Here is a 20,939-nt window from a genome sequence, read left to right as displayed (position 1 = left end):
CTGGCCGGGCCGTTCGCCCCGCCGGTGCCCACCGCCGTGCTCGACGCCCTGGCCGACCGGCTCGCGCGGCTGCCCGCGCCCGCCAGGGCGCTGCTGGACGCGGTGGCGGTGCTCGGCGGCGGCGCCCGGCTGGCCACCGCGGGCCAGGTCGCCGGGGTGGACGACCCGCCCTCGGCGCTGGAACCGCTGCTGGCGGCGGGCTGGCTGGCCTGGTCGCCCTGGGACCACGCGCTGCCGCTGGCCCTGCCCGGCGACCACGTCGTGCGCGCGGTGCACGCGCTCGTCGGCCCGGTGCGCAGGCGGGCGCTGCACTCCGCGGCGGCCCGGCTCACCGAGGGCGAGCGGCACTGGCACCACCGCGCCGCGGCCGCGGTCGGGGTGGACGCGGGCCTGGCCGACCAGCTCGCCGCCGAGGCCGACCGGCTGGTCGCCACCGGGTCGCTCGACGCCGCGGTCACCCACCTGGGCTGGGCCGCCGAGCTGAGCTCCGCCGAGGAGTCCCGCGACCGGCTCGGCCTCGCCGCGGCGGCGCTGGGGCTGTGGCTGGGGCGCGCGGTGCCCGACGCTGAGCGGCTGGCCCGCGCCGCCGCCCCGTCCGCGCTGCGCTCCGGTGTGCTGGGCCTGCTCGCGCTGGCCGACCCGCAGACCGCGGCCGAGGCCGCCACCCTGTTCGAGGAGGCCGTGGACCTGGCCGACGAGGCCACCCCGCCGTGGGTCGGCCGGGTGGCCGCGGTCGGCGCCGCCGCCGCGCACGTGGTGGTGGGGAACGGGGACAGCGCCGCCGCGCACGCCCGCCGGGTGCTGGCCGAGGCCCCGCGCACCGACCTGATCAGCAGCGCCAGGGCCGCCCGCCAGTGGCTCGTCGGCATGGGCCTGGCCGACGGCGCCGCCGCCGCCGCGGCGCGCGCGGGGGTGGTGCGGGAGGCGTTGGCGCCCTTCACCGACGACCCGGACGCCGTGCTCGCCGCGGAGCTGGCCATCCTCGCGGGCCAGTCCGGCCGGTTGTCCGACGCGGCCGCGCTCGGCGCGGCGGGCATGGCGGCCGACCCGGTGCTGCTCGGCGCGGACGGGCCGGTCGTGGCCGCCCTCGCCGCCTTCGACGCGCACTGGCTGCGCGGCGCCTGGGGCGCGGCGACGGCGGTGCTGCGCCGCGCCTTCGCCGACCGGCGGGCGCGCGGCCTGGCGGGCTTCGACGTGCCGCTGCACGCCAGGGGCGCGGTGCTGGCGGCCGGGCGCGGGCAGTGGGCGCGCGCCGAGCGGCACCTGGCCGGGGTGCGCGACGGCGCCGACCTGGAGCACCGGGCGGTCGACGCGGCGGTGGCGCGGGCCGAGCTGGGCCTGGCGCGCGGCGACCACGCCGCGGCGCTGCGGGCCTTCACCGACTTCCACCACCTCGCGGGCGGCGCCGTGCCCACCGGGGCCGCCCTGCTCGCCGAGACCCGGTGGCGACCGCTGCTGGCCGAGGCGCTGGTGGTGACCGGGCGCCTGGACGACGCGCGCGGCGAACTGGCCAGGCTGGGGGAGTTGGCGGCGGAGGTGCCCGCCCTGCGCCTGGCCGTCGAGTGGCTGGGCGGGCGCCTGGCGGAGGTCCGGGGGGACGCGGCCGGGGCGCGGCGGCAGTACGAGGCGGCCGTCGCGCTCCCCCCTGGGCCCGACGACGTGCCGCTGCGCCGGGCGCGGGCCGAGGTCGCCCTGGGCCGCGCACTGCTGGGGGACGGGGAACGCCAAGGGGCGCTGCGGGTCCTGGCCGTCGCCGCCGAGCGCTTCGCCGAACTCGGCGCGGCCCCCTACGCCGAGCGCTGCGCGCAGCTGGTGGAGGCGGCGTCGGTGGGGGACCCGGGGGAGGCCCCCGCCGCGGCGGCGCTGACCGAGCGCGAGCGCGAGGTGGCGGCGCTGGTGGCGGAGGGGCACACCAACCACGAGGTCGCGACGCGGTTGTTCGTGAGCGAGAAGACGGTGGAGTTCCACCTCGGCAACATCTACGCCAAGCTCGGCATCACCTCCCGCAGGCAGCTGCGCGGGCGGTGAGCGGCCGGGGGGCGGTGCCGAGACCCGTTGCGGGGGCGGTGCTCCACCGCCCCCGCGCGGGGTTCAGCTGGTCGCCAGCAGGGTTCCGGAGAACGACACCGACGGCGTGCAGCGCTCGGCACCGCTGCCCGGGGTCACGCAGTTCACCGACACGACCACCGGGGTGCCGCCCGCGGCCCGCAGGGCGTTGACGTAGTGGTAGTCGAGGTCCCGGAAGTTGGCCAGGCCCGCTTCGAGGATGACCTTGTCCCCGATCTTGACCTGGAGGAAGCCGACGTCCCCCCGGGGGTTCTGCAGGACGAGGTCGCCGATGTCGAGCGGGCGGTCGTCCGGCGCGGTGTAGGAGAAGTCGCGGTAGGAGCCGTCCCCGACCGGCGCGGCGTCGGCGGCGATCCGGAAGTCCACAGGGGACGGACTGCCCGCGCGGGCCACGGCGTCGGCGCCGTCCTGGCCGCCGGTGCCGCCGGTGCCCCCCGCCCCGCCCGCGCCACCGCTCTCGCCACCGCCCCCACCGCTGCTGCCGCCCGCTCCCGCGCCCGCGCCGCCCCCGGACCCGCCGCCCGCGCCGCCGCCGGACCCCGCCCCGGCCCCGCCGCCCCCGGCGCCACCGCCGTCGGCCTTGGCGGCCTCCGACTGCGCCACCTGCACCGCGACCTCCACCGCCTTCTCCTCGGCCTGCTTGGTGGCGATGGACTCCACCTTGGGGACCAGGACGGTGAACCACAGCACCACCAGCGCGGCGATGAGCGCCACGAGCGCCGCGAGCGCGGGCAGCAGCCACTTGGGCAGGCGCGGGCCCTGCTCCAGCACACCGCTGACGACGAGCGGTTCGGCGGGCTCGGCCCGGTCGGTGACCTCGACGTCGAAGGGGTGGGTGACGACGTCGCCGCGCAGGAAGCGCTTGAAGGGGGTGGCCCGGACCTTGAGCACGGCCGCGGTGCCCGGCGGCACCACCGCCTCGGCGGGCTCGACCCGCACGTCCAGCTTCTCACCGTCGGGGTCGACGCCCACCGCGGCGCAGTCGAGCGGGTGGTTGCCGTTGTTGGCCACCACCAGCCGGTAGCGGGCGCGGCCGCTGCTGAGCCTGCGCGGCGGCAGCAGCTCGGCCTCGAACGCGGTGAACGGCAGCACCGTGACGGTGCCCTCCTCCACCAGCGAGCTGCCGGGGTCCTCGCGCGAGCGCACCCGGGCGCCGAAGCCCACCGGACCGGCGGGCACCGCCGCGGTGCGCGGCGGGGCGAACACCAGCCGCACCGGGGCCTCGGTGCCCGGCATCAGGTTCACCACCGGCGGCTCGGCCGTGGTCCACCCGGCCGCCTCGCCCACCACGTCCACCGCGAACTGGTCCACGGTGGACCCGCCGTTGCGGACCAGGACCACGCACTCGGCCTGCTCGCCGGGGACCACCTCGACATCGGCGTCCGCCATCGTCGCCAGCTTCATGGGCCCAGTCTGGGGTCGGGGCGACCGCGGCGGGGAGTCGTTCCGGGCGGCCCATCGCGCAGCCCGCCGCTGCCCGTTGGGGCACTCACGGGCCGATGAGCACGGTGCCGGTGGCCTGCACCGTGCCGACCGGCAGCGGCGCGGGGTCGTTGCAGGTCTGGGCCTTGTCCCCGGCGCGCGCGGCGGGCTTGCCGTTGACCAGCACCGTGGCGCTGCCCTGGACGATGGTGGCCTGGTCGGTGGGCGGCACCTGGAACGTCGCCGGGGCGGGCGGGACGTGCGGGGGCAGGTTCTGCGCGGTGGAGCCGAGCACGGCGGCGGGCTTGCCCTCGACGAGCACGTTCGCGCTGCACCCGCCGAGGATCTTGCCGGTGAACGGCAGCGGCACCGGGGTGGGCACCGGCCCGCCGGGGGAGGGCACCAGCACGATGTGGGTGTCGGTGGCGAGGACCTGGTCGCCGAGCTTGGCGGCGGGTGCGCCCACGGGCTACTCCTGGATCCGGGCCCTGGGCGGCGGCAGCGCGGGCCCCCGGGGCGGTGGTCTCGGCACCTCGCGCCCGACGCCGAGGCCGATCTCCTCCGGCGCGGGGTCCAGGTCGGTGTCCACCCCGGGCAGCCAGGTCGCGGTGAGCACCACGTCCAGCGCCGCCCGGGCGGGCCCGCCCACCCGGGTGCGCAGCTCGACCGGGGCGCGGGGCAGGCTGGGGTTGGCGATGTCGACGTGCACCGGGGCACCCGCGAGCCGCAGCCCCTCGGGCAGGTCGTCGACGCCGATGGCGGGCCGCGCGCACAGCCCGGTGAGCACCGCGCCCAGCAGCTCGTGCTCGGCCACGGGGTCGGCGCACCACGCCGCGAGCAGGTAGCCGACCTGGAACCGGCGCACCGGCGCCCGCCTGCCCACCACCCGGCCGTGGTCGTCGCGCTCCTCGACCCAGCCGCCCAACCGGTTGTCGGTGTCCTCGCTGACGGTGTGCAGCAGCGCCGAGAGCACCGGCGCCGCGGCGCCCGCGCGGCCGGTCGGCGGGGCGAACCGGACGTCGACGCCCGGCCCGGCCACCACGCGCAGCAGGTCCGCGAAGGCGGAGTCGATGTGGTGCAGCACGCCTGCGAGTCTCGTCCTGGGCGGCGGCGGGGTGCCAGGGCGGGCGGACAGGCATTCGGGCAGCCCGACCCCGGGCGCGCCGCGGGCGCGTGCCCGGTGTGGACACGCGCCCGCGGCGGCCGATCAGCCCCGCGAGGTGAAGCCCGGCGGCTGGAAGCTGCCCTGGACCAGCAGCAGCGGAGCGGTCGCCGTGACGTCGGTGCCCGCCACCGACGCCGTCACCTGCACGGTGCCGACGCCGAAGTGGTTCAGCACCACCACGGGCGCGCTGAACGCCCCGGCCGCGTCCGTCCTGGCCGTGACCGCGCCGCCCGCCGCGGGCAGCTCCACCCGCACGTCCGCGCCCGCCGGGAAGCCCGCGCCCAGCACGCGCACCACCCGGTCCGCGCGGCTGACGGCGGGGTCGACCACCAGCCGCGCGACCACGCCGCTGCCCGCCAACCCGATGACCCTTGGGCCGTCCGGGGCGTCCGAGGTCAGCAGCAGCGCCCCCGGCCTGGACCCCGCTCCCCGAAGCTGCTGCGCCACGGTGACCCGGCACCGCGCGCCGGGCTGGACGACCTGGCCGGTGCACGAATCCGCCACGACCCGGTAGTCCCCGGGGAACAGCCCGACCCCCGTCACCGGGGCGACGCCGGTGACCGCCACCGGGCTCCCCCCGGAGTTCACGACCTCCACCACCAGGTCCGGGGTGGGCGACAGGGCCAATCGGGGCCCGGGGAAGGTCAGCACATCGGGTGACAGGGCCAGGGTCCCGGCACGCGGCGTGGGTGGCGCGACCGCCTCGACCCGCACCGCCAGCGGCACCGGGGTGGTGCCGCCGTCGAAGGCCAGGACGGCGGTGGCGGAGCGGGCGCCCGCCCGCGCGGCGGTGTAGCGCACCGAGATCGGGCAGGTGTCGCCCCGGTGCAGCACCTTGCCCGCGCAGCCGTCGGCGGGGAACACCGCGAACCCGCCCGCGTCGGCGCCGGTGAAGGTGATGCCGGTGAAGCGCACGGGCCCGAAGCCCTGGTGCCCGACCACGATCGTGCGGGTGACGGTGCCGCCCTCGGTCGCCGTGCCGAAGTCCGGTGGCGCGGCGGACAGCCCCGGGCGGAACTGCATGGCGAAGGTGTCCGGCAGGCCGTTGGTGTCCCCGGCGACCAGGTCGCCCGCGTTGCTCTGGAAGGCCACGAGCGAGCCGTCACCGTCCACCGACACGCTGGTGGCCGCCGAGTCACCCCCGCACAGCCCGCCCGCCGACTGCCCCGGGCAGGTGACGACGCGGCTGCGGCTGACCAGCTCGGCGGGCAGCCGCGGCAACCCCGCCGCCTCGCGCGCCGCGTCCTCCACCAGGTCGCGCACGACGGCCTGGGCGTAGGGGGAGGGGGTGGGGTCGTAGTAGTCGCCGGGGTCGGGGACGTCGCCGCCGTCGTGCATCCCCGGGGCGCGGGTGAGGAAGGCGAGGTACCGGCCGTCGCCGGACAGGCTCGGGTGGAACCCGTCCGCGTCCTGCCCCCGGGGGTCGCGCGAGGCCGTGGACGTGCCCAGGGGCTCGCCCTCGGCGGGCCAGGGCACGCCGTCGCGGTCGGGGTCGCGGTCGTGGACGAGCACCTGCTCCTGCTGGCCGCTGCCCTCCGACCACACCATCAGCGCGAACGCCAGGACGCGGCCGTCCCGCGACGCCGTCAGGTCGTGGACCTCGTACCAGGACCCGGCCGGGGCCGCCACGGGGATGTCGACCGGGCCGCCCTCGGCGTCCAGGCGCAGGTCGGCGTCCCCGCAGGCGCGCAGGGCGGGGTCCCCGCACGGCACCGGGGTCAGGTAGGCGACACCGGCGTCAGTGGTCACCGGTCCCGGCCCCCGCGACACGCCCTCGCCCTGGTTCCACCCCCAGGCCGGGCCGTGGGTGGTGATGTCCTCCAGGTCGGGGGTGACCAGCCGCCCGCCCTCGCCGTGCGGCAGGCGCACCGAGCGCACCACGGGCTGGTAGGACTCGGGCGCGTACGCCTCCACCCAGGACAGCACCGACCCGTCCGCGCTGAGGCTCGGTGCCTGGCTGCGCGTGTAGGACTCCCACTCGCCGCGGCGCTCACCGACGATGACGTAGTCGTAGTCCATGGCGCCGTCCGGCAGGGTCTCGTCGAGCACCCCGTCCCCGTCCGGGTCGCGGTCGCAGACGATCACCTTCGGGCCGTAGTTGTCGAAGTAGGGGCTCTGGGCGATGTTGCGCGCCTCGCTCGCGAACGCCACGTAGCGGCCGTCGGCGGAGATCGTCGGGTCGTAGCTCTCGGCGTCGGAGTCGGTGTCCACCGGGGCCGTCGGCGGCGGGGGCGGGGTGCCGGTGCCGTAGTAGGGGAACCGGCCCCGGCTGATCAGGACGGTGCGGCCGGTGGCGCGGTCGCGCACGTAGACGTCCCCGTGCTGGTACTCCGCGGCGTCGGCCGGGTCGAGGGAGCGGCGCGTGGTGAACGCCACCGACCGGCCGTCCCCGGAGGTCGCCACCTGGTTGCCGTAGTCCCAGGAGCCGCCGTCCGAGCCGCCGCCGTTGACCGACAGCAGCTCCACCGTCCCCGGCGCGCCGGTGTCCGCGGGCACCGGCTCCGGCGCCAGCACCATCAGGGTCGGCACCACCGCGGCGACCACCAGCGCCGCGCCGACCCTGGTCGCGGTCGCGGCGCGCCTGGCGCCCGAGCCCCACTCCGTCCCGTGCCCGACCACGGGGTCCCCGCCGTCCACGTGCGCTCCTCTCCGCTCGGCCCGGTCGCTCAGATGAAGCCCTCGCGCATGGCGTAGGCCACCGCGTGCGAGCGGTTGCGCAGGCAGAACCGGCTGGTGACCCCGTAGAGGATGTTCTTGACCGTGCGCGAGGAGTACGACAGCTCGGTCGCGATCTCGTCGGTGTCGAGCCCGTCGGCCACCAGCCGCAGCACCTGGGTCTCCCGCGCGGTCAGCCCGGTCAGCCGGGTGGAGCGGGCGGTGCTGACCCCGTGCTGCAACCGCGACACCTGGTTGAGCAGCATGGTCAGCATCTGCGCGGGCATCGCCGCCTCGCCCTGGGTCGCCTTCACCACGGTCTGCGACAGCTTCGACGGGCTCACCTCGTCGCGCTGCACCACCCCGCAGATGCCGACCTCGACCGCGGCGCGCAACCCGGCCTCGTCCACCGCGGAGGTGACCAGGATCAGGTGCGTGCAGCCGCGGGCGTGCAGCTCGCGCACCGCCCGCAGCAGCTGGGCGTCCACCGCGTCGGCGGCCAGCAGCACGACGGTGCCCTCGGCGACCCGCTCCCACTCCACCGGGACCAGCTCGGCGCACTGGCCGAGCGCGGCGTTGAGGCCGAAGCGGGTGATGGCATCCGGTGCGTGGACGTGGACCGGGATCCTGCCGCCCATGGGGGCCTCCTCGGGGTCTGGGCGCGGTGACGGCTCCCACCATGGGCCACGGACCGGCGGAGGTACCTGGGGAAGATCCCCAGGTTCGTCCCTAGGTTCCCCAGGGGGCTGAATCCGCAGGTCGCAGCGGCAAAGGATCACCCGAATGGGCGCGTCGGAAACCGAAACGCCCGCCCGGGCGGCGGCGATGCCACTGGTGCGCGGAGTGTGCCCCGGGAGCGTCCCCGGCTGCGGCCCCCGCGCCCTCGGGCTACCCCTGCCCCGGCTCGTCCCCACCGGTCGGATCCTTTGCGCGCCAGGCGTTCGCGCGCGCGGGGGGCCGGTTGCCCTTTGGCGCAACGGCCTTGCGCGGTCGGACACCCGGATTCCTCTGCTGCCACCCCCGGCCCGGTTGCCACGATCGGCGGCGTCGCAGCAGTGGAGGGAGGACGGATGCCGAGCTACCTGTCACCGGGCGTCTACACCGAGGAGGTGTCGTCCGGGTCCAAGCCCATCGAGGGGGTGGGCACCGCGGTGGCGGCCTTCGTGGGGTTCGCCGAGAAGGGCCCGGTCGACGAGCCGGTGCTGGTCACGAACTGGACGCAGTACACCCAGGCGTTCGGCGGGTTCGTCGAGGGGGCGTACCTGGCGCACTCGGTGTACGGCTACTTCCTCAACGGGGGCGGCACCGCCTACGTCGTGCGGGTCAACCGCGACGCCCCGGAGGCCGCCGAGACCGGGGCGCCCGCCCGCGCCGAGCTCGCCCCGCAGGGCCAGGGCAAGCCGCTGGCGCTGCGCGCGCTGCTGCCCGGCGCCGCGGGCAACGAGACCACCGTCGAGGTCGTCGACGCCTCCGAGCCCGGCGAGGACACCTTCAAGCTGGTGGTGCGCGGCGGTGGCGCCGAGGAGGTCTACGACAACGTCACCGTCCGCAGGGGACCGTCCAACGTGGCCACCGCGCTGCGCCAGTCGAAGCTGGTCGCGGTGGAGGAGAGCCGGTCGGGCGCGGTCGCGGCCCCCGCGCGCGGCACCACCACCCTCACCGGCGGCGGCACCGGCACCGACCTGGTGGCGGTCAGCCCCGACGACTACGTCGGCGACGCGGGCGACCGCACCGGCTTCGCCTCCCTGGAGGCGATCGACGACATCACCATGCTCGCCGTCCCGGACCTGATGAGCGCCTACCAGCGCGGCGCGCTGGACCTGGAGGGCGTCAAGGCGGTGCAGCTGGCGATGATCGCCCACTGCGAGCTGATGTCGGACCGGGTGGCCATCCTCGACCCGCCGCCGGGGCTGCGACCCCAGCAGCTCAAGCAGTGGCGGATGGAGGTCGCGGGCTACGACTCGAAGTACGCCACCCTCTACTGGCCGTGGGTCAAGATCATGGACCCGGCCACCGGCAAGCCGGTGTTCACCCCGCCCAGCGGGCACGTCGCGGGCGTCTGGGCGCGCAGCGACGACACCCGCGGCGTGCACAAGGCGCCCGCCAACGAGGTGGTGCGCGGGGTCATCGACCTGGAGTCCGGCATCACCCGCGGCGAGCACGACCAGCTCAACCCGGTGGGGGTCAACTGCATCCGCTCCTTCCCCGGGCAGGGCATCCGGGTCTGGGGCGCGCGCACCCTCTCCAGCGACCCCGAGTGGCGCTACCTCAACGTGCGCAGGCTGTTCAACTTCGTGGAGAAGTCGATCCTCAACGGCACCAACTGGGTGGTGTTCGAGCCCAACGACCAGTACCTGTGGTCGTCGGTCAACCGCACCATCACGATGTTCCTGCGCCAGGTGTGGCGCAGCGGCGCGCTGTTCGGCGGCACGCCGGAGGAGGCGTTCTTCGTCAAGTGCGACGCCGAGAACAACCCCGAGGAGAACCGCGACGTCGGCCTGCTGACCGTCGACATCGGCATCGCCCCGGTCAAGCCCGCCGAGTTCGTGGTGTTCCGCCTCTCGCAGTACAGCGAGGGCGCCGGGTTGCAGGAGTAGGCCGTGGGGCAGGTGGTCAGCGCCGCGCGGTTCGTGGTCATGTGCGACGGGTGGTCGACCGGGCTCGGGTTCTCCGAGCTCGCCGGGTTCAGCTCCGCGGTCGAGCACAGCGAGCACGACTACAACGGCCTGCTCGGCAACGTCCACTCCAAGCAGTTCGGCCGCGCCAAGCCGCCGTCGATCACGCTGCGCCGCGGCCTCGACGGCGAGGGCTTCGCCAGGATCTTCGCCTGGCACGCCCTGGCCAGGATGAACAACCCGCTGGCCAAGGTGCCCGCGATGTTCATGATCATGGACGCGGCGGGCGACACCAAGGCCGCGTGCGTGCTGGAGAACGCCTGGTGCTCGCGGGTGGAGATGGACACCGTCGCCGCCGGTGCGGCGGGCGTGGTGATGATGAAGACCACGATCGAGTGCGACTCGATCATGCTCGCCTGAGCGCGGGCACTGTCGTGAGAGGACGTCGGACATGAGCAGCAACGGCCAGGTCGTCTCGGCCGCCAGGTTCTACCTCGACTTCGCGAACCTGGGCCGGATCGCCTTCTCGGAGCTGGGCGGCATCAGCTCCAAGGTCTCCGCCCAGGAGTACATCTACAACGACGACACGGGCAAGACCGTGCACACCAAGCAGTACGGCAAGACCGAGCCGCCGACCATCAGCCTCAAGCGCGGCCTGGACACCGCGGGCAACCTCGCGCTGATGACCTGGCACGCCATGGCCCGCCGGGGCGACCCGATGGGCCGCGGCGACGGCAAGCTGTTCGTGATGGACGCCGCCGAGCCCAGCCCGAGCATCCAGCTCACCTACGACCTGCACAACGCCTGGTGCTCGGAGCTGACCATCAGCGGGATGAAGGCCGGTGACTCGGCGGTCGTCATGATCGAGGTCAAGGTGACCTGCGAGGAGATCAGGGTCGTATGACCGCCCTGGGAACCCCGGCCGCGGCGACCGGCGGACCGCTGCGCACGGAGTACCCGTTCGTGCTGCCCCGCGGGTTCGTCGACGAGCACGGCACCGTGCACCGCGAGGGCTCGATGCGGCTGGCCACCGCCCGCGACGAGATCTGCACGCAGACCGACGCGCGGGTGCGGCAGAACCCGGCCTACCTCACCGTGCTCCTGCTGGAGCGCACCCTGGTGCGGCTGGGCACGCTGCCCGCGGTGGACAGCATGGTGGTGGAGGGCCTGTTCGCCTCCGACCTGGCGTTCCTGCAGGACCTCTACCGCCGGGTCAACCAGGAGGGCCACACCCAGGCCGACGTCCGCTGCCCCGGCTGCGGGAGGGACTTCGCGGTCGACGTCGCCGGTGGTGCGCCGGGGGAACGGTGAGGTACGCGGTCCCCACGCTGTGGGAGGAGATCGCGTACCTGGCCTACTACCTGCACTGGCCCTTCGCGGAGCTGCTGGACCTGGACCACCGCAGCCGCACCGCCGTCATCGCGGAGGTGGGCCGCATCCACCGCGCGCTCGCCCCGGGCGCGTCCTTCTGACGCGCCGGACCGAGACCCCGCGAGATCGGGACAGACCGTGACCCCGCCAGACCGTGACCCGCCGAACCGAGACCACGTGGAGGACCGATGAGGTGGCCGTTCCGCAGGCGCCGCGCCGACGGTGCCGACGTCCCCGCGACCGACGCCCGCTCGGCTGGCGCGGGCGTGGTTGAGGTCCCGGAGCGCCCGATGGGGCAGTGGCGGGGGGTGCCCCCGCTGCCCGTCGCCGCCCCGACGCCGATGCTGGCGCCCGCGTGGCGGTTGCCGGACGTGGCGGGCGCGCGGGCGCTGGTCACCCCCGTGGTGCCCGCCGTGTCGGGTGGGTTGCGGGTCACCCCGCCCACCCGGCCCGTCTCGGTCGCAGCGCCCGGCAACCCCGTGCCGGGCGCCGAGCTGGTCGCCCCGACGCCGCTCGCGCCCGCCGCCCCCGTGGCGCGGGCGGTGCCGGTGTGGCCCGCGGGACCGGAGCCGGTCGACGTCGACGGGGGTGCCGAGCCCCAGGAGGCCTGGGCCTCCCCGGAGAGCGCGTCCGCCCCACCGGAGCCGGTGGCGGTCGAGCGGCCGGTGGTTCGGGCGGTGCCGGTGGTGCGGGCGGAGCGGCCAGCGCACTCGCTGGTGCAGGCCTCGCCCGAGCTGGTGGGCGAGGCGGTGGAGCCGCAGACCCCGTTCCGCGGTGTCACCAGCTTCGACCGGTTGATGGCCGAGTATGAGAGCATGGGCATCGAGCAGGCGCTGGGCATGCTCGGGTTGAACAGCCTGGAGGGCGGCAGCTCGGTCGCCGCCCCGCCGCCCGGCTTCGGCGCCCCCGAACCGGCGCCCGCGCCGCCGCCCCCGCCGCGCGGGCCCAAGCTCAACATCGGCCAGAGCAGGCGGCTGGGCATCGGCCCCCCGCTGGCCAGCACCCGCGCGCCCGCGCCGCACCGCGGGCCCGAGGGGACCGAGCCTGCCGAGGAGGGCGAACCAGCCCCCGTCCAGACCACTGCGGACCTCCCGGTGCCCGCGGTCGATCCGCTCGCCGCCGCCCTCGAAGCGCTTCCTGCCCGTGTCGACGCACAGGCGGCGACCGAGCTGGTCCACCCGACCCCGCAGGTGCCCGCGCCCGCCGTGCCGATCGGAGTCGACGCGGCCGCCCCCGTGCAGGCGCGTGCGCCCGAGCCCTCCTGGGCCGAGCCGGACCCGGAACCCCGCTCTGAGGCCGACGCGGTCGACCTGCTTGCGGTGTCACCGGTCGCGGAGCCGGAGTTGGTGCACCCCGCGCCTGTCGAACCCGCGCTGGTGATCGCTGAGCCGATTGTCGCTGAGCCGATTGTCGCTGAGCCGATTGGTGCTGAGCCTGCGGCCGTACCGCTGATTCCTGTTGAGCCCGTCGCTGCCGCGCCCGTGGTATCGCCGACCGTGGTGCACGTCGTCGCGGAAACGTTTGCGGAGCAGGCGATCGTGCAGGATGCCGGAGGGCGCAGTGGGCCTGCGGTCCTGCCTGAGCCGGAGTTGGTGCACCCCCGGCCGGTCGCGGTCGAGCCGTCCGCGGTTGAGCAGGCCATAGTCGAACCGTCGAGTGCCGGGCCGTTCGCCACCGAGCCGTTCACCACCGAGGCGCACCTGCCCGAGCCGCCCGTGCCCGCTGTCGAGCCGGTGAGCGTCGAGCCACCTGCGCTGGAAGCGATCGTCGCCGAGCCCGCGCCCCCGGCCCAGCCAGTGGTGAGCGCGGTCGACACCCCCATGCCGCTGGAGACTCCCGTCCTGCCGGTGGTTCCGGTCGACCTCGTGCACCCGGCTGCCCCGATGCCGAAGCCCGTCGAGCCACACGCCGACTTGGTGCACCCCGTCGCCCGCGACATGCCTGCTCCCGCCGCGCCCAAGCCCATCGCCCAGGGCGCCATCCCCGACCCTGTCGTGCGAACCGTCGTGATCCCGCCCGCCCCGGTGGAGCCCACGGCCGCGTCCTCCATGATCAGCGGGCCTGCCCTGGTGCACCCCCGGGACGACAGCACCCCGCCCGCCCCGGTCGTGGAGCAGGCGGCCGATCACCCGCTCCCGTTCTCCCCGGTCGCGGACGCGGTGGCCGAGCAGCTCCTCGCCGTGCTGGAGGAGCACGTCCCCGCCGAGCTGGTCCACCGGCCGAGCGAGTCGGTGTACCGGTCGCTGCTCCCGCACGACTCCGTGCCCGACGTGCCCCGCGCGCCGAGCACCCCCGCTCCCGCCGCACCGGTGGCGCTCACCACCGCCGCCGCGCCCATCGCGGTGCTCGACCTGGCCCGCCCGGTCACCACGGCCGTCCCCGCCGACGTGGTGGACACCTTCCGGCGGCGGCTCGGCGTCGACCCGGGGGAGGTGCCGGTGCACCGCGGGCCGGAGGTGGCCGCCCTGGCCGACCAGTTGGGCGCCCGCGCCTTCACCGCGGGCGGGGAGATCCACCTGCCCCTCGCCGCGGGCGGCGCCGACGACCCCGAGACCCGGGCCCTGGTGGCCCACGAGCTGACGCACGTCGTGCAGCAGCGGGCGCTCGGCGGTGCGCTGCCCGCCGAGGGGACGCCCGGCGGGCGTGTGCTGGAGGCGCAGGCGCGGGCCGTGGAGCGGTGGTTCCGCGACGGTGGCGAACCGCCGACGCTGCCGCACCCCCGCTTCCTGTCCACCGCCTCCGTGGACACCGCCCCGCAGCGCGCGTCCACCGACACCGCGGACCCCGTGTCCTGGACCCTCGGCTCGGGGTTCTCCAGCGAGGCCGCGCCGCCGACCTCCGGCGCCGAGCCGCCGCCCGAGCACCGGGCGGGCCCCCCGCCGCCGCAGCCGCCGGAGGACCACCTCCCGCCGCGCGAGCCCGAGCGGGCGCCCGACCCCGCGCCCCCCGACACCGCACCCCCTGACAACTCGGAGGGCTTCGCCGAGGTCTACCGCCAGCTAGGCGAGCTGCGCACGTCGGTGGTGGAGCTGCGCAAGCACGCCGGGCGCCGGTTCCCCGAGGACGCCCGCGGCCTGGACCGGCTCGCGGGCAGGCTCTACGACCGGCTGCGCGCCCGGCTGCGCGCGGAGCTGCTGGTCGAGCGCGAGCGCAGCGGAACCCTGGCCGACCCCCGGTGACACCCCGACAGCACCCCACCAGCGCGGAGAGGACGGTGAGGCCCCGGTGAGCATGAGCATGCTGCCCAAGGCCGCGGAGTTCCTGTTCGGACAGGTCTCCATGACGCACCGGTTCGTGGTGCGCATCGACCACGGCGTGTACGACCTCGGCACCTGGTCTAAGGTCACCGGCCTCACCGTGCGCTGGGAGAAGCTGGTGCACCGCGCGGGCAACGACATCAAGGAGCAGGTGGTCCCCGGCGCCGCCACCTACGAGACCATCAAGCTCGTGCGCGCCGCGTGCACCGACTCGGCCACCGTGCAGCGCTGGCTCGCGGTGACCTCGCGCAAGTTCACCCCGCTCAGCGGCGCGGTGGAGATGCTCGACTTCACCGGGATGACGGTGCTGAGCTGGGAGCTCAAGTCGTTCTTCCCGATCGGCTGGTCGATCTCGGACTTCGACTCCGGCTCGGCCAAGCCCGCGATGGAGACCCTGGAGCTGGCGCACTCGGGGTTCCTGCACGACGAGGCGGTGGCCCGGTGATCGCCCCCATGCAGGCGTTGATGAACGGCCCGGCCGCCTTGGGCGCGCTCAGCTCGTCGCTCAAGGGGGCCGGTTCCGCCCCGACCGCACCCGGCTACGGCCTCACCATGTGGTTCCAGGTGAAGGTCTCCGGCGTGACCGGCACCCAGGACCTGGGCAAGTGGTCGGGCTGCTCGGCGGTGCAGGCGAACTTCGGCACCGAGACCATCAACCCCGGCGGGTCCTACGGCGGCCCCGTGCTCGTCCCCGGCCGGATCACCTACCCCGACATCACCCTGGAGCGGGCGATGGACAAGGCGGGCGCCGAGGAGGTGCGCACCTGGCTGCGGTCGGTGGCCAAGGACTGGATCGGCGGGGCGCAGGCGGGCAAGGACTACCCCGGCGCCACCGTCACCATCACCGTCTACAGCGCGCTGCCCAGCGACCCGAGCGCGGCCGGGCGCAACGTCGTCGCGGAGTGGGTGCTCACCGGCGCCGTGCCGGTCAGCTGGACCGCCCCGGCCCTGTCGGGCAAGGGCGGGGCCGTGGCGGTGGAGAAGCTGACCCTGGCCCACCGCGGGTTCCTCGGTGAGGACGGCGGCGAGGCCACCGGCACCTCCGGTGGGCAGGCGCGGCTCACCCTGACCCTGCTCGACGACTCCGGCAACCCCGCGGGCGCCGACCTGGAGTTCGCCTACAACCCCGCCGAGGTGTCGGTGTCCAAGAGCTCGCCGCTGCTGACCGTGCACACCCTGCCCGAGGGCCACGAGGGCCCGCAGCTGCGCCACGTCGAGCGCGGCGACCTCAACATCAACATCGACGACCTGCACCTGGTGGGCCAGCAGGAGGTGGCCACCACCGTGGGCAAGGTGTGGGCCTGGCTCGACCCGCAGGCCAAGGACATCGGCGCGGGCACCGGCAAGGAGACCAGCAAGCTGCTCGGCCGCAAGGTGCGCATCCGCCTGGGCGGCACCGGCCGCGGCGACGGGGTCAACCACGACGCCGCGCTGACCCACGCGCACGTCACCTACACCCGGTTCAGCGCGGCGGGCGTGCCCACCAGGGCCAAGGTGCGGCTGACCCTGCAGGAGGTCGTGGAGGCGCTGCCGGGCACCAACCCGCACTCCGGCGGCCTGCCCGGCGGGCACACCCGCACCGTCACCGGCGCGGAGAACCTGGCGGGCATCACCGCCGCCGAGCTGGGCTCCCCGGCCCGGTGGCGCGAGGTGGCCGACGCCAACGGCATCGACGACCCGCTGCGCGTGCGCCCGGGGCGCGCGCTGCGGCTGCCGGGGGCCTGAGCCGTGCCGCCGCGCACCAGGGTCCTGCCGCACCCGGTCCGGGTGCTGCCGCAGATCCGCACCGGCACCGCCCGCAGCCCGCTGCCGCAGGCCGTGCTGCGCCGGGTCGAGCGGGTCGTGGTCGACACCTGCGCCCACCTGCCGGACATGTTCGAGATCACCCTGGCCGGGTGGGACGGCGACGCGCCGTTCACCATCGGCACCGAGGTCGCCATCAGCTCGGCGGGCACCGACGACGAGCGCGGCGTGGAGGTGATCACCGGCGAGGTCACCGCGGTGGAGGGCGAGTTCACCGAGGTCGACCGCACCGTCGTGCGCGGCTACACCAAGGACCACCGGTTCCAGCGCGCGCACCGCTCGCGCACCTTCCTCAACTCCACCGACGCCGACATCGCCCGCCGGGTCGCCGCCGACCACGGCATCCCGGTCGGCGCGGTGGACCCGACCCGCACCGCCCACGACCACGTGGGGCAGGTCAACCAGACCGACTGGGAGTTCCTGGCCTGGCGGGCCGCGGCCCTGGGGTTCGACTTCGGCGTGCGCGGCGGGGAGTTCTTCTTCACCAGGGCCGTCGACGCCGGGCGCGGGCGGGCGGCGGTGGAACTGACGCTGCGGGACAACCTCGTGGAGTTCCGGCCCCGGGTCACCGCGGGCAACCTCACCGGCAAGGCCGAGGTGCGGGTGTGGGACCCGGCGGCGGGCAAGGTCGTCGGCCAGGTCAAGCCCACCACGATCGCCTCCACCGACCTCTCCGCCGCCGACCCGGCGACCCTCGCGGGCCTGTTCGCGCCCAAGGGACCGCCCCCGCCGGCCGCCGCGTCCAAGCTCGGCCCGGCCCCCTCGGCGCACGGGCACGTCGACGCCCTCGCCCCGCTCGCGGTCGGGCAGGCCGTCGACATCGCCGCCACCGAGGCCGCGACCGGCTTCGCCGAGCACCACGGCAGCACCGCCGCGGAGGCCGTCGGCACCGCGCTGGGCGACCCGGCGCTGGTGGCGGGCGTGGTCGCGGAGGTGGTGGGCGCGGGGGCCACGTTCTCCGGCAAGTGGGCCATCACCCGCGCCGTGCACTCCTGGGACGTCACCGGCTACCTCACCCGGTTCGAGGTCAGCGGCCGCCACCGGCGCACCCTGCTCGGCCTCGCGGGCGGGGCGGGCGCGGCGGGCTCGGCGCCGCGGGTCGAGGGGGTGCAGAGCGGGGTGGTCACCGACATCGGGGACCCGCAGGGCCTGCACCGGGTGCGGGTGGCGCTGCCGTGGCTGTCGCCGTCGTACGAGTCGGACTGGGCCCCGGTGGCGCAGCTGGGCGGCACCGCCAGCGGCGGCACCGCGCTGCACCCGGAGGTGGGCGACGCGGTGCTGGTCGCCTTCGAGTTCGGCGACCCGCGCAGGCCCTACGTGCTGGCCGGGCTGCCCACCGGCTCCCCGGGCAAGGGCCTCGGCGGCGACCCGGTGCTCAAGTCGGGGGCCAACGCGGCGATCGCCTGGCGCGGGATCGTGACCCCGACCGGCAACCGGCTCGCCTTCCACGACGAGGTGGGCCCCGGCGGCGGCGCGCCCAAGGCCTCCGACCTGCTGCTGGGCACCGCGGGCGGAGAGCTGGCGCTGGTGCTCGACCAGACCGCCGGGACCGTCGCGCTGCGCTGCAAGCCCGTGCCGCCGGGCAGCAAGTCCGCCAAGGGCCAGCTGGTCATCGAGGTGGGCGACGGCGGCAGCGTCGAGGTCAGGGCGGGCGCGGGCGGTCAGGTCACCGTCGACGGCGGCGAGCGGCTGACGCTCACCGCGCGGGCGGGCGTGAAGATCGACAGCGCGGGCCCGGTGGAGATCAAGGGCAACCCGATCAAGCTCAACTAGCCGTTCGCGGAGCGGGGTGGAGGCAGTGCTGTGGTGGACGCGGACTTCGTCGGCGCGGGGTGGGCCTACCCGGTGGGCGTCAGCCCCGTGGGCGGCATCGCCCTGGCGGGCGGCACGGACAAGCTGGAGCAGGCCATGCGGCTGATCCTCGCGACCTACCCGGGGGAGCGGCCGATGCGCCCCGCCTTCGGCTCCCGGCTGCGCGACCACGTCTTCGGCCCGGTCAGCGGCGCCACCCTGGAGGCGGTGTCCGACGAGGTGCGCCGGGCGCTGGCGATGTGGGAGCCCAGGGTCGTCGTCGAGTCCGTCCACTCCAGACCGTCACCGGAGGACCCCGCGGTGCTGCACATCGACATCGCCTACACCGTGCGCGCCACCAACGAGCCGCGCAACCTCGTCTTCCCCTTCTACTCCATCCCCGACACCCGCGCCGAGCTGCCCGCGGCCGCCGGGTCCGAGGTGGGCTGAGCCATGGCGCTGCCGACCCCCAACCTCGACGACCGCCACTTCCAGGACCTCGTCGACGACGCCAAGCGGCTGGTGCAGCGGCGCTGCCCGGAGTGGACCGACCACAACGTCTCCGACCCGGGCGTCACCCTCATCGAGACCTTCGCCTACATGGCCGACCAGCTCATCTACCGGCTCAACCGGGTGCCCGACCGGCTGCACGTGAAGTTCCTCGACCTCATCGGGGTGCGGATGTTCCCGCCCGCCCCGGCGCGCGCCAGGGTGACGTTCTGGCTGTCCGCGCACGCCACCGCCGAGCTCGTCGTGCCCGCGGGCACCCGGGTCGGCACCCCGCGGACCGAGACCGTCGAGTCCACGGTGTTCACCACCGAGGACGACCTGGTCGCCGTGCCGTGCTCGCTGGTGGCCGCGCACACCAGGGCCGCGGGCGGGGAGCTGGTCGAGCACCGCTTCTCCGCGGCGCTGACCACCCGGTTCGCCGCGTTCTCCGAGGTGCCCGGCGCCGACGACGAGCTGCTGCTCGCCCTGGACGCCGCCGCGCCCGACTGCGCCGTGGAGGTGGTGTTCGACGGCCGGGTGGAGGGCATCGGCGTCGACCCGGACCACCCGCCGCTGGTGTGGGAGGCGCTGACCCCCGGCGGCTGGGCGCCGTGCGCGGTGCTGCGCGACGGCACCGGGGGGCTCAACACCTCCGGGTCGGTGGTGCTGGAGCTGCCCGCCGAGCACCGGCCCGCCCTGCTCGGGGGCACCCGCGCGGGCTGGCTGCGCGCCAGGGTCGTCGACCCCGAGGACGGCAGGCCGCCCTACACCGCCAGCCCGGTGGTGGAGGGGCTGGCGGTGGCCACCGTCGGGGTGTCCGGCACCGCCCTGCACGCCGACCTCGTCGTCGACGAGGCGCTCGGGGAGGCCGAGGGCGTGGCCGGGCAGGTGTTCCGGCTCGGGTCCGCCCCGGTGCTCGCGGGCGCGGTCGAGGTGGTCCTGGAGGTGGGCGGCGCGGACGGGTGGCAGCCGTGGAAGCGGGTCGACGACTTCGCCGAGAGCGGCGAGGGCGACCCGCACTTCGTGCTCGACGCGTGCGCGGGGGAGGTGCTGCTCGGGCCCGTCCTGCGGCTGCCCGACGGCACCACCCGCCAGCACGGGGCCGTGCCCGAGCGGGGCGCGCCGGTGCGCGTGCGCCGCTACGCCGTGGGCGGGGGCGCGGGCGGCAACGTCGCCGCGGGCGCCATCAGCACGCTCAAGTCGTCGGTGCCGTTCGTCGCCGCGGTGACCAACGCTCGCTCCGCGCAGGGCGGGGTGGAGGGCGAGACGCTGGAGCAGGCCCGCACCCGCGGCGCGCTCATGCTGCGCACCCGCGGGCGGGCGGTGACCACGGAGGACTACGAGGTGCTGGCCCGCCAGGCCGTGCCGGAGCTGTCGCGGGTGCGCTGCCTCGCCGCCGGGGAGGCGGGGGTGGCCGCGGGCGCGGTGAAGGTGCTCGTGGTGCCCGCCGCCGCCGAGCGCGACGGGGTCGTCGACTTCGCCGACCTGGTGCCCGACGAGGCCGTGCTCGTCCGCCTCGCCGAGCACCTGGACCGGGTCCGCCCCGCGGGCACCTCGGTGCTGGTGGAACCCCCGCGCTACCGGGGCGTGACGGTGGTGGCCCGCGTCGTGGCGCTGCCCAGGGCCAAGGCGGACCGGGTCCGCGAGGACGCCCTGTCGGCGCTGCGCCGCTACCTGAGCCCGCTGCCCGGCGGCGGCCCCGGCGGCGCGGGCTGGCCCTTCGGCCGCTCGGTGCGCGCGGGCGAGCTGCACGCGGTGCTCCAGCGCGTCACCGGCGTCGACCAGGTCGAGGACATCCGGCTCTTCAGCGCCAACCCGGTCACCGGCGAGCGCGGCGCCGAGCGGGACCGGGTCGACCTGGAGGCCAACAGCCTCGTCTTCAGCTTCGACCACCAGGTCAGGGTGGACCCGCGATGACCACCGCCCGCTCCCGGCCCACCGCCGGGCCCGTTCCCACCCCCGGAGCGCAGTGATGATCGGAGCGCAGTGATGATCCAGTGCACCGAGTGCGGCAGCCGCAACGGCGACTCCGACGCGTTCTGCGGCGCCTGCGGCCGCTTCCTGGAGTGGTCCGGGGAGAAGGTCGCCGTCGCCAAGCCGAAGGTCGTCGAGGTCGCCGTCCCGGTGGCGCGCAAGCGCCCGACCCTCTACCAGCGGGTGATGGGCGCGGTCATGGGCGGCGTGTCCACCGACGACGGCGACTTCTACGACACCGGCCAGGAGTCCTCGGTCGCCACCCGGGGCAAGGCCGACAACATGACGCCCCCGCCCACCCCGGCGGCCGCGCCCGGCCCGCCTGGACCC

The 20,939-nt window shown here is 75.9% G+C and carries 18 protein-coding genes; 13 read left to right on the top strand and 5 right to left on the bottom strand.

Annotated elements, in window-relative coordinates; all coding sequences use genetic code 11:
* The coding region (locus BJP25_RS36200) for a LuxR family transcriptional regulator (protein ID WP_269844546.1) at positions 1-2,028 on the top strand (2,028 nt) is incomplete at its 5' end.
* A gap of 63 nt (positions 2,029-2,091) precedes the next feature.
* On the opposite strand, the gene BJP25_RS34155 is transcribed toward BJP25_RS36200, so the two are convergent.
* The 5 genes from BJP25_RS34155 to BJP25_RS14170 all read right to left on the bottom strand — a co-directional run bounded on the left by BJP25_RS34155 (position 2,092) and on the right by BJP25_RS14170 (position 7,947).
* A complete protein-coding gene (locus tag BJP25_RS34155) occupies positions 2,092-3,471 on the bottom strand; it encodes a COG1470 family protein (protein ID WP_075975393.1) in 1,380 nt (459 codons plus the stop codon).
* An 85-nt stretch (positions 3,472-3,556) separates the two neighbouring features.
* Positions 3,557-3,955, bottom strand: a complete 399-nt coding sequence (locus tag BJP25_RS14185) for a PAAR domain-containing protein (protein WP_075975392.1) — start codon at positions 3,953-3,955, stop codon at positions 3,557-3,559.
* A gap of 3 nt (positions 3,956-3,958) precedes the next feature.
* Positions 3,959-4,573, bottom strand: a complete 615-nt coding sequence (locus BJP25_RS14180) for a Pvc16 family protein (protein ID WP_075975391.1) — start codon at positions 4,571-4,573, stop codon at positions 3,959-3,961.
* A 123-nt stretch (positions 4,574-4,696) separates the two neighbouring features.
* A complete protein-coding gene (locus BJP25_RS14175; protein WP_075975390.1) occupies positions 4,697-7,291 on the bottom strand; it encodes a choice-of-anchor D domain-containing protein in 2,595 nt (864 codons plus the stop codon).
* A 29-nt stretch (positions 7,292-7,320) separates the two neighbouring features.
* Positions 7,321-7,947, bottom strand: a complete 627-nt coding sequence (locus BJP25_RS14170) for a helix-turn-helix transcriptional regulator (protein ID WP_075975389.1) — start codon at positions 7,945-7,947, stop codon at positions 7,321-7,323.
* Between the two features lie 432 nt (positions 7,948-8,379).
* Here BJP25_RS14170 and BJP25_RS14165 point away from each other — a divergent pair, with 432 nt between their 5' ends.
* The 12 genes from BJP25_RS14165 to BJP25_RS14110 all read left to right on the top strand — a co-directional run.
* Positions 8,380-9,906 carry a phage tail sheath family protein gene (locus tag BJP25_RS14165; protein WP_075975388.1) on the top strand — a complete coding sequence of 509 codons (1,527 nt, stop codon included), beginning with the start codon at positions 8,380-8,382 and terminating at the stop codon, positions 9,904-9,906.
* A gap of 3 nt (positions 9,907-9,909) precedes the next feature.
* Complete coding sequence (locus tag BJP25_RS14160; RefSeq protein ID WP_075975387.1) at positions 9,910-10,344, top strand: phage tail protein; 435 nt, start codon at positions 9,910-9,912, stop codon at positions 10,342-10,344.
* Positions 10,345-10,375: 31 nt separating this feature from the next.
* The gene (locus tag BJP25_RS14155; protein WP_075975386.1) at positions 10,376-10,828 is read left to right on the top strand and encodes a phage tail protein; all 453 of its coding nucleotides are present in this window, start codon (positions 10,376-10,378) and stop codon (positions 10,826-10,828) included.
* Complete coding sequence (locus BJP25_RS14150) at positions 10,825-11,235, top strand: hypothetical protein (protein WP_075975385.1); 411 nt, start codon at positions 10,825-10,827, stop codon at positions 11,233-11,235. The genes BJP25_RS14155 and BJP25_RS14150 overlap by 4 nt, the downstream gene beginning before the upstream one ends.
* The gene (locus BJP25_RS35010; RefSeq protein WP_198943489.1) at positions 11,232-11,396 is read left to right on the top strand and encodes a hypothetical protein; all 165 of its coding nucleotides are present in this window, start codon (positions 11,232-11,234) and stop codon (positions 11,394-11,396) included. Before BJP25_RS14150 ends, BJP25_RS35010 begins: the two co-directional genes overlap by 4 nt.
* Positions 11,397-11,483: 87 nt before the next feature.
* A complete protein-coding gene (locus BJP25_RS14140; protein ID WP_075975383.1) occupies positions 11,484-14,474 on the top strand; it encodes an eCIS core domain-containing protein in 2,991 nt (996 codons plus the stop codon).
* A gap of 52 nt (positions 14,475-14,526) precedes the next feature.
* Positions 14,527-14,997: a phage tail protein gene (locus BJP25_RS14135; protein ID WP_075975382.1), complete on the top strand. Its 471-nt coding sequence runs from the start codon at positions 14,527-14,529 to the stop codon at positions 14,995-14,997.
* Positions 14,994-16,277, top strand: a complete 1,284-nt coding sequence (locus BJP25_RS14130) for a phage tail protein (RefSeq protein WP_075975381.1) — start codon at positions 14,994-14,996, stop codon at positions 16,275-16,277. Before BJP25_RS14135 ends, BJP25_RS14130 begins: the two co-directional genes overlap by 4 nt.
* A 3-nt stretch (positions 16,278-16,280) precedes the next feature.
* The gene (locus tag BJP25_RS14125; RefSeq protein ID WP_075975380.1) at positions 16,281-18,128 is read left to right on the top strand and encodes a VgrG-related protein; all 1,848 of its coding nucleotides are present in this window, start codon (positions 16,281-16,283) and stop codon (positions 18,126-18,128) included.
* 30 nt (positions 18,129-18,158) lie between these two features.
* The gene (locus BJP25_RS14120) at positions 18,159-18,596 is read left to right on the top strand and encodes a GPW/gp25 family protein (protein WP_332888635.1); all 438 of its coding nucleotides are present in this window, start codon (positions 18,159-18,161) and stop codon (positions 18,594-18,596) included.
* A gap of 3 nt (positions 18,597-18,599) precedes the next feature.
* Positions 18,600-20,552, top strand: coding sequence for a putative baseplate assembly protein (locus BJP25_RS14115; RefSeq protein ID WP_075975379.1), 1,953 nt, complete (start codon positions 18,600-18,602; stop codon positions 20,550-20,552).
* A gap of 72 nt (positions 20,553-20,624) precedes the next feature.
* A partial coding sequence (locus BJP25_RS14110; RefSeq protein WP_143219069.1) for a zinc ribbon domain-containing protein occupies positions 20,625-20,939 on the top strand: 315 nt, incomplete at its 3' end.

Origin of the sequence: Actinokineospora bangkokensis, from assembly GCF_001940455.1 — a bacterium.
Taxonomy (GTDB): domain Bacteria; phylum Actinomycetota; class Actinomycetes; order Mycobacteriales; family Pseudonocardiaceae; genus Actinokineospora; species Actinokineospora bangkokensis.
Note: the sequence above shows the minus strand (reverse complement) of the source record. Positions and strands in the feature narration are given on the sequence as shown.

Bases quoted from the DNA above. Each gene is read 5' to 3' on its own strand.
- BJP25_RS34155 (WP_075975393.1), bottom strand. From the start codon at position 3,471: ATGAAGCTGGCGACGATGGCGGACGCCGATGTCGAGGTGGTCCCCGGC.
- BJP25_RS14170 (WP_075975389.1), bottom strand. From the start codon at position 7,947: ATGGGCGGCAGGATCCCGGTCCACGTCCACGCACCGGATGCCATCACC.
- BJP25_RS14165 (WP_075975388.1), top strand. From the start codon at position 8,380: ATGCCGAGCTACCTGTCACCGGGCGTCTACACCGAGGAGGTGTCGTCC.
- BJP25_RS14155 (WP_075975386.1), top strand. From the start codon at position 10,376: ATGAGCAGCAACGGCCAGGTCGTCTCGGCCGCCAGGTTCTACCTCGAC.
- BJP25_RS14150 (WP_075975385.1), top strand. From the start codon at position 10,825: ATGACCGCCCTGGGAACCCCGGCCGCGGCGACCGGCGGACCGCTGCGC.
- BJP25_RS14140 (WP_075975383.1), top strand. From the start codon at position 11,484: ATGAGGTGGCCGTTCCGCAGGCGCCGCGCCGACGGTGCCGACGTCCCC.
- BJP25_RS14135 (WP_075975382.1), top strand. From the start codon at position 14,527: ATGAGCATGCTGCCCAAGGCCGCGGAGTTCCTGTTCGGACAGGTCTCC.
- BJP25_RS14115 (WP_075975379.1), top strand. From the start codon at position 18,600: ATGGCGCTGCCGACCCCCAACCTCGACGACCGCCACTTCCAGGACCTC.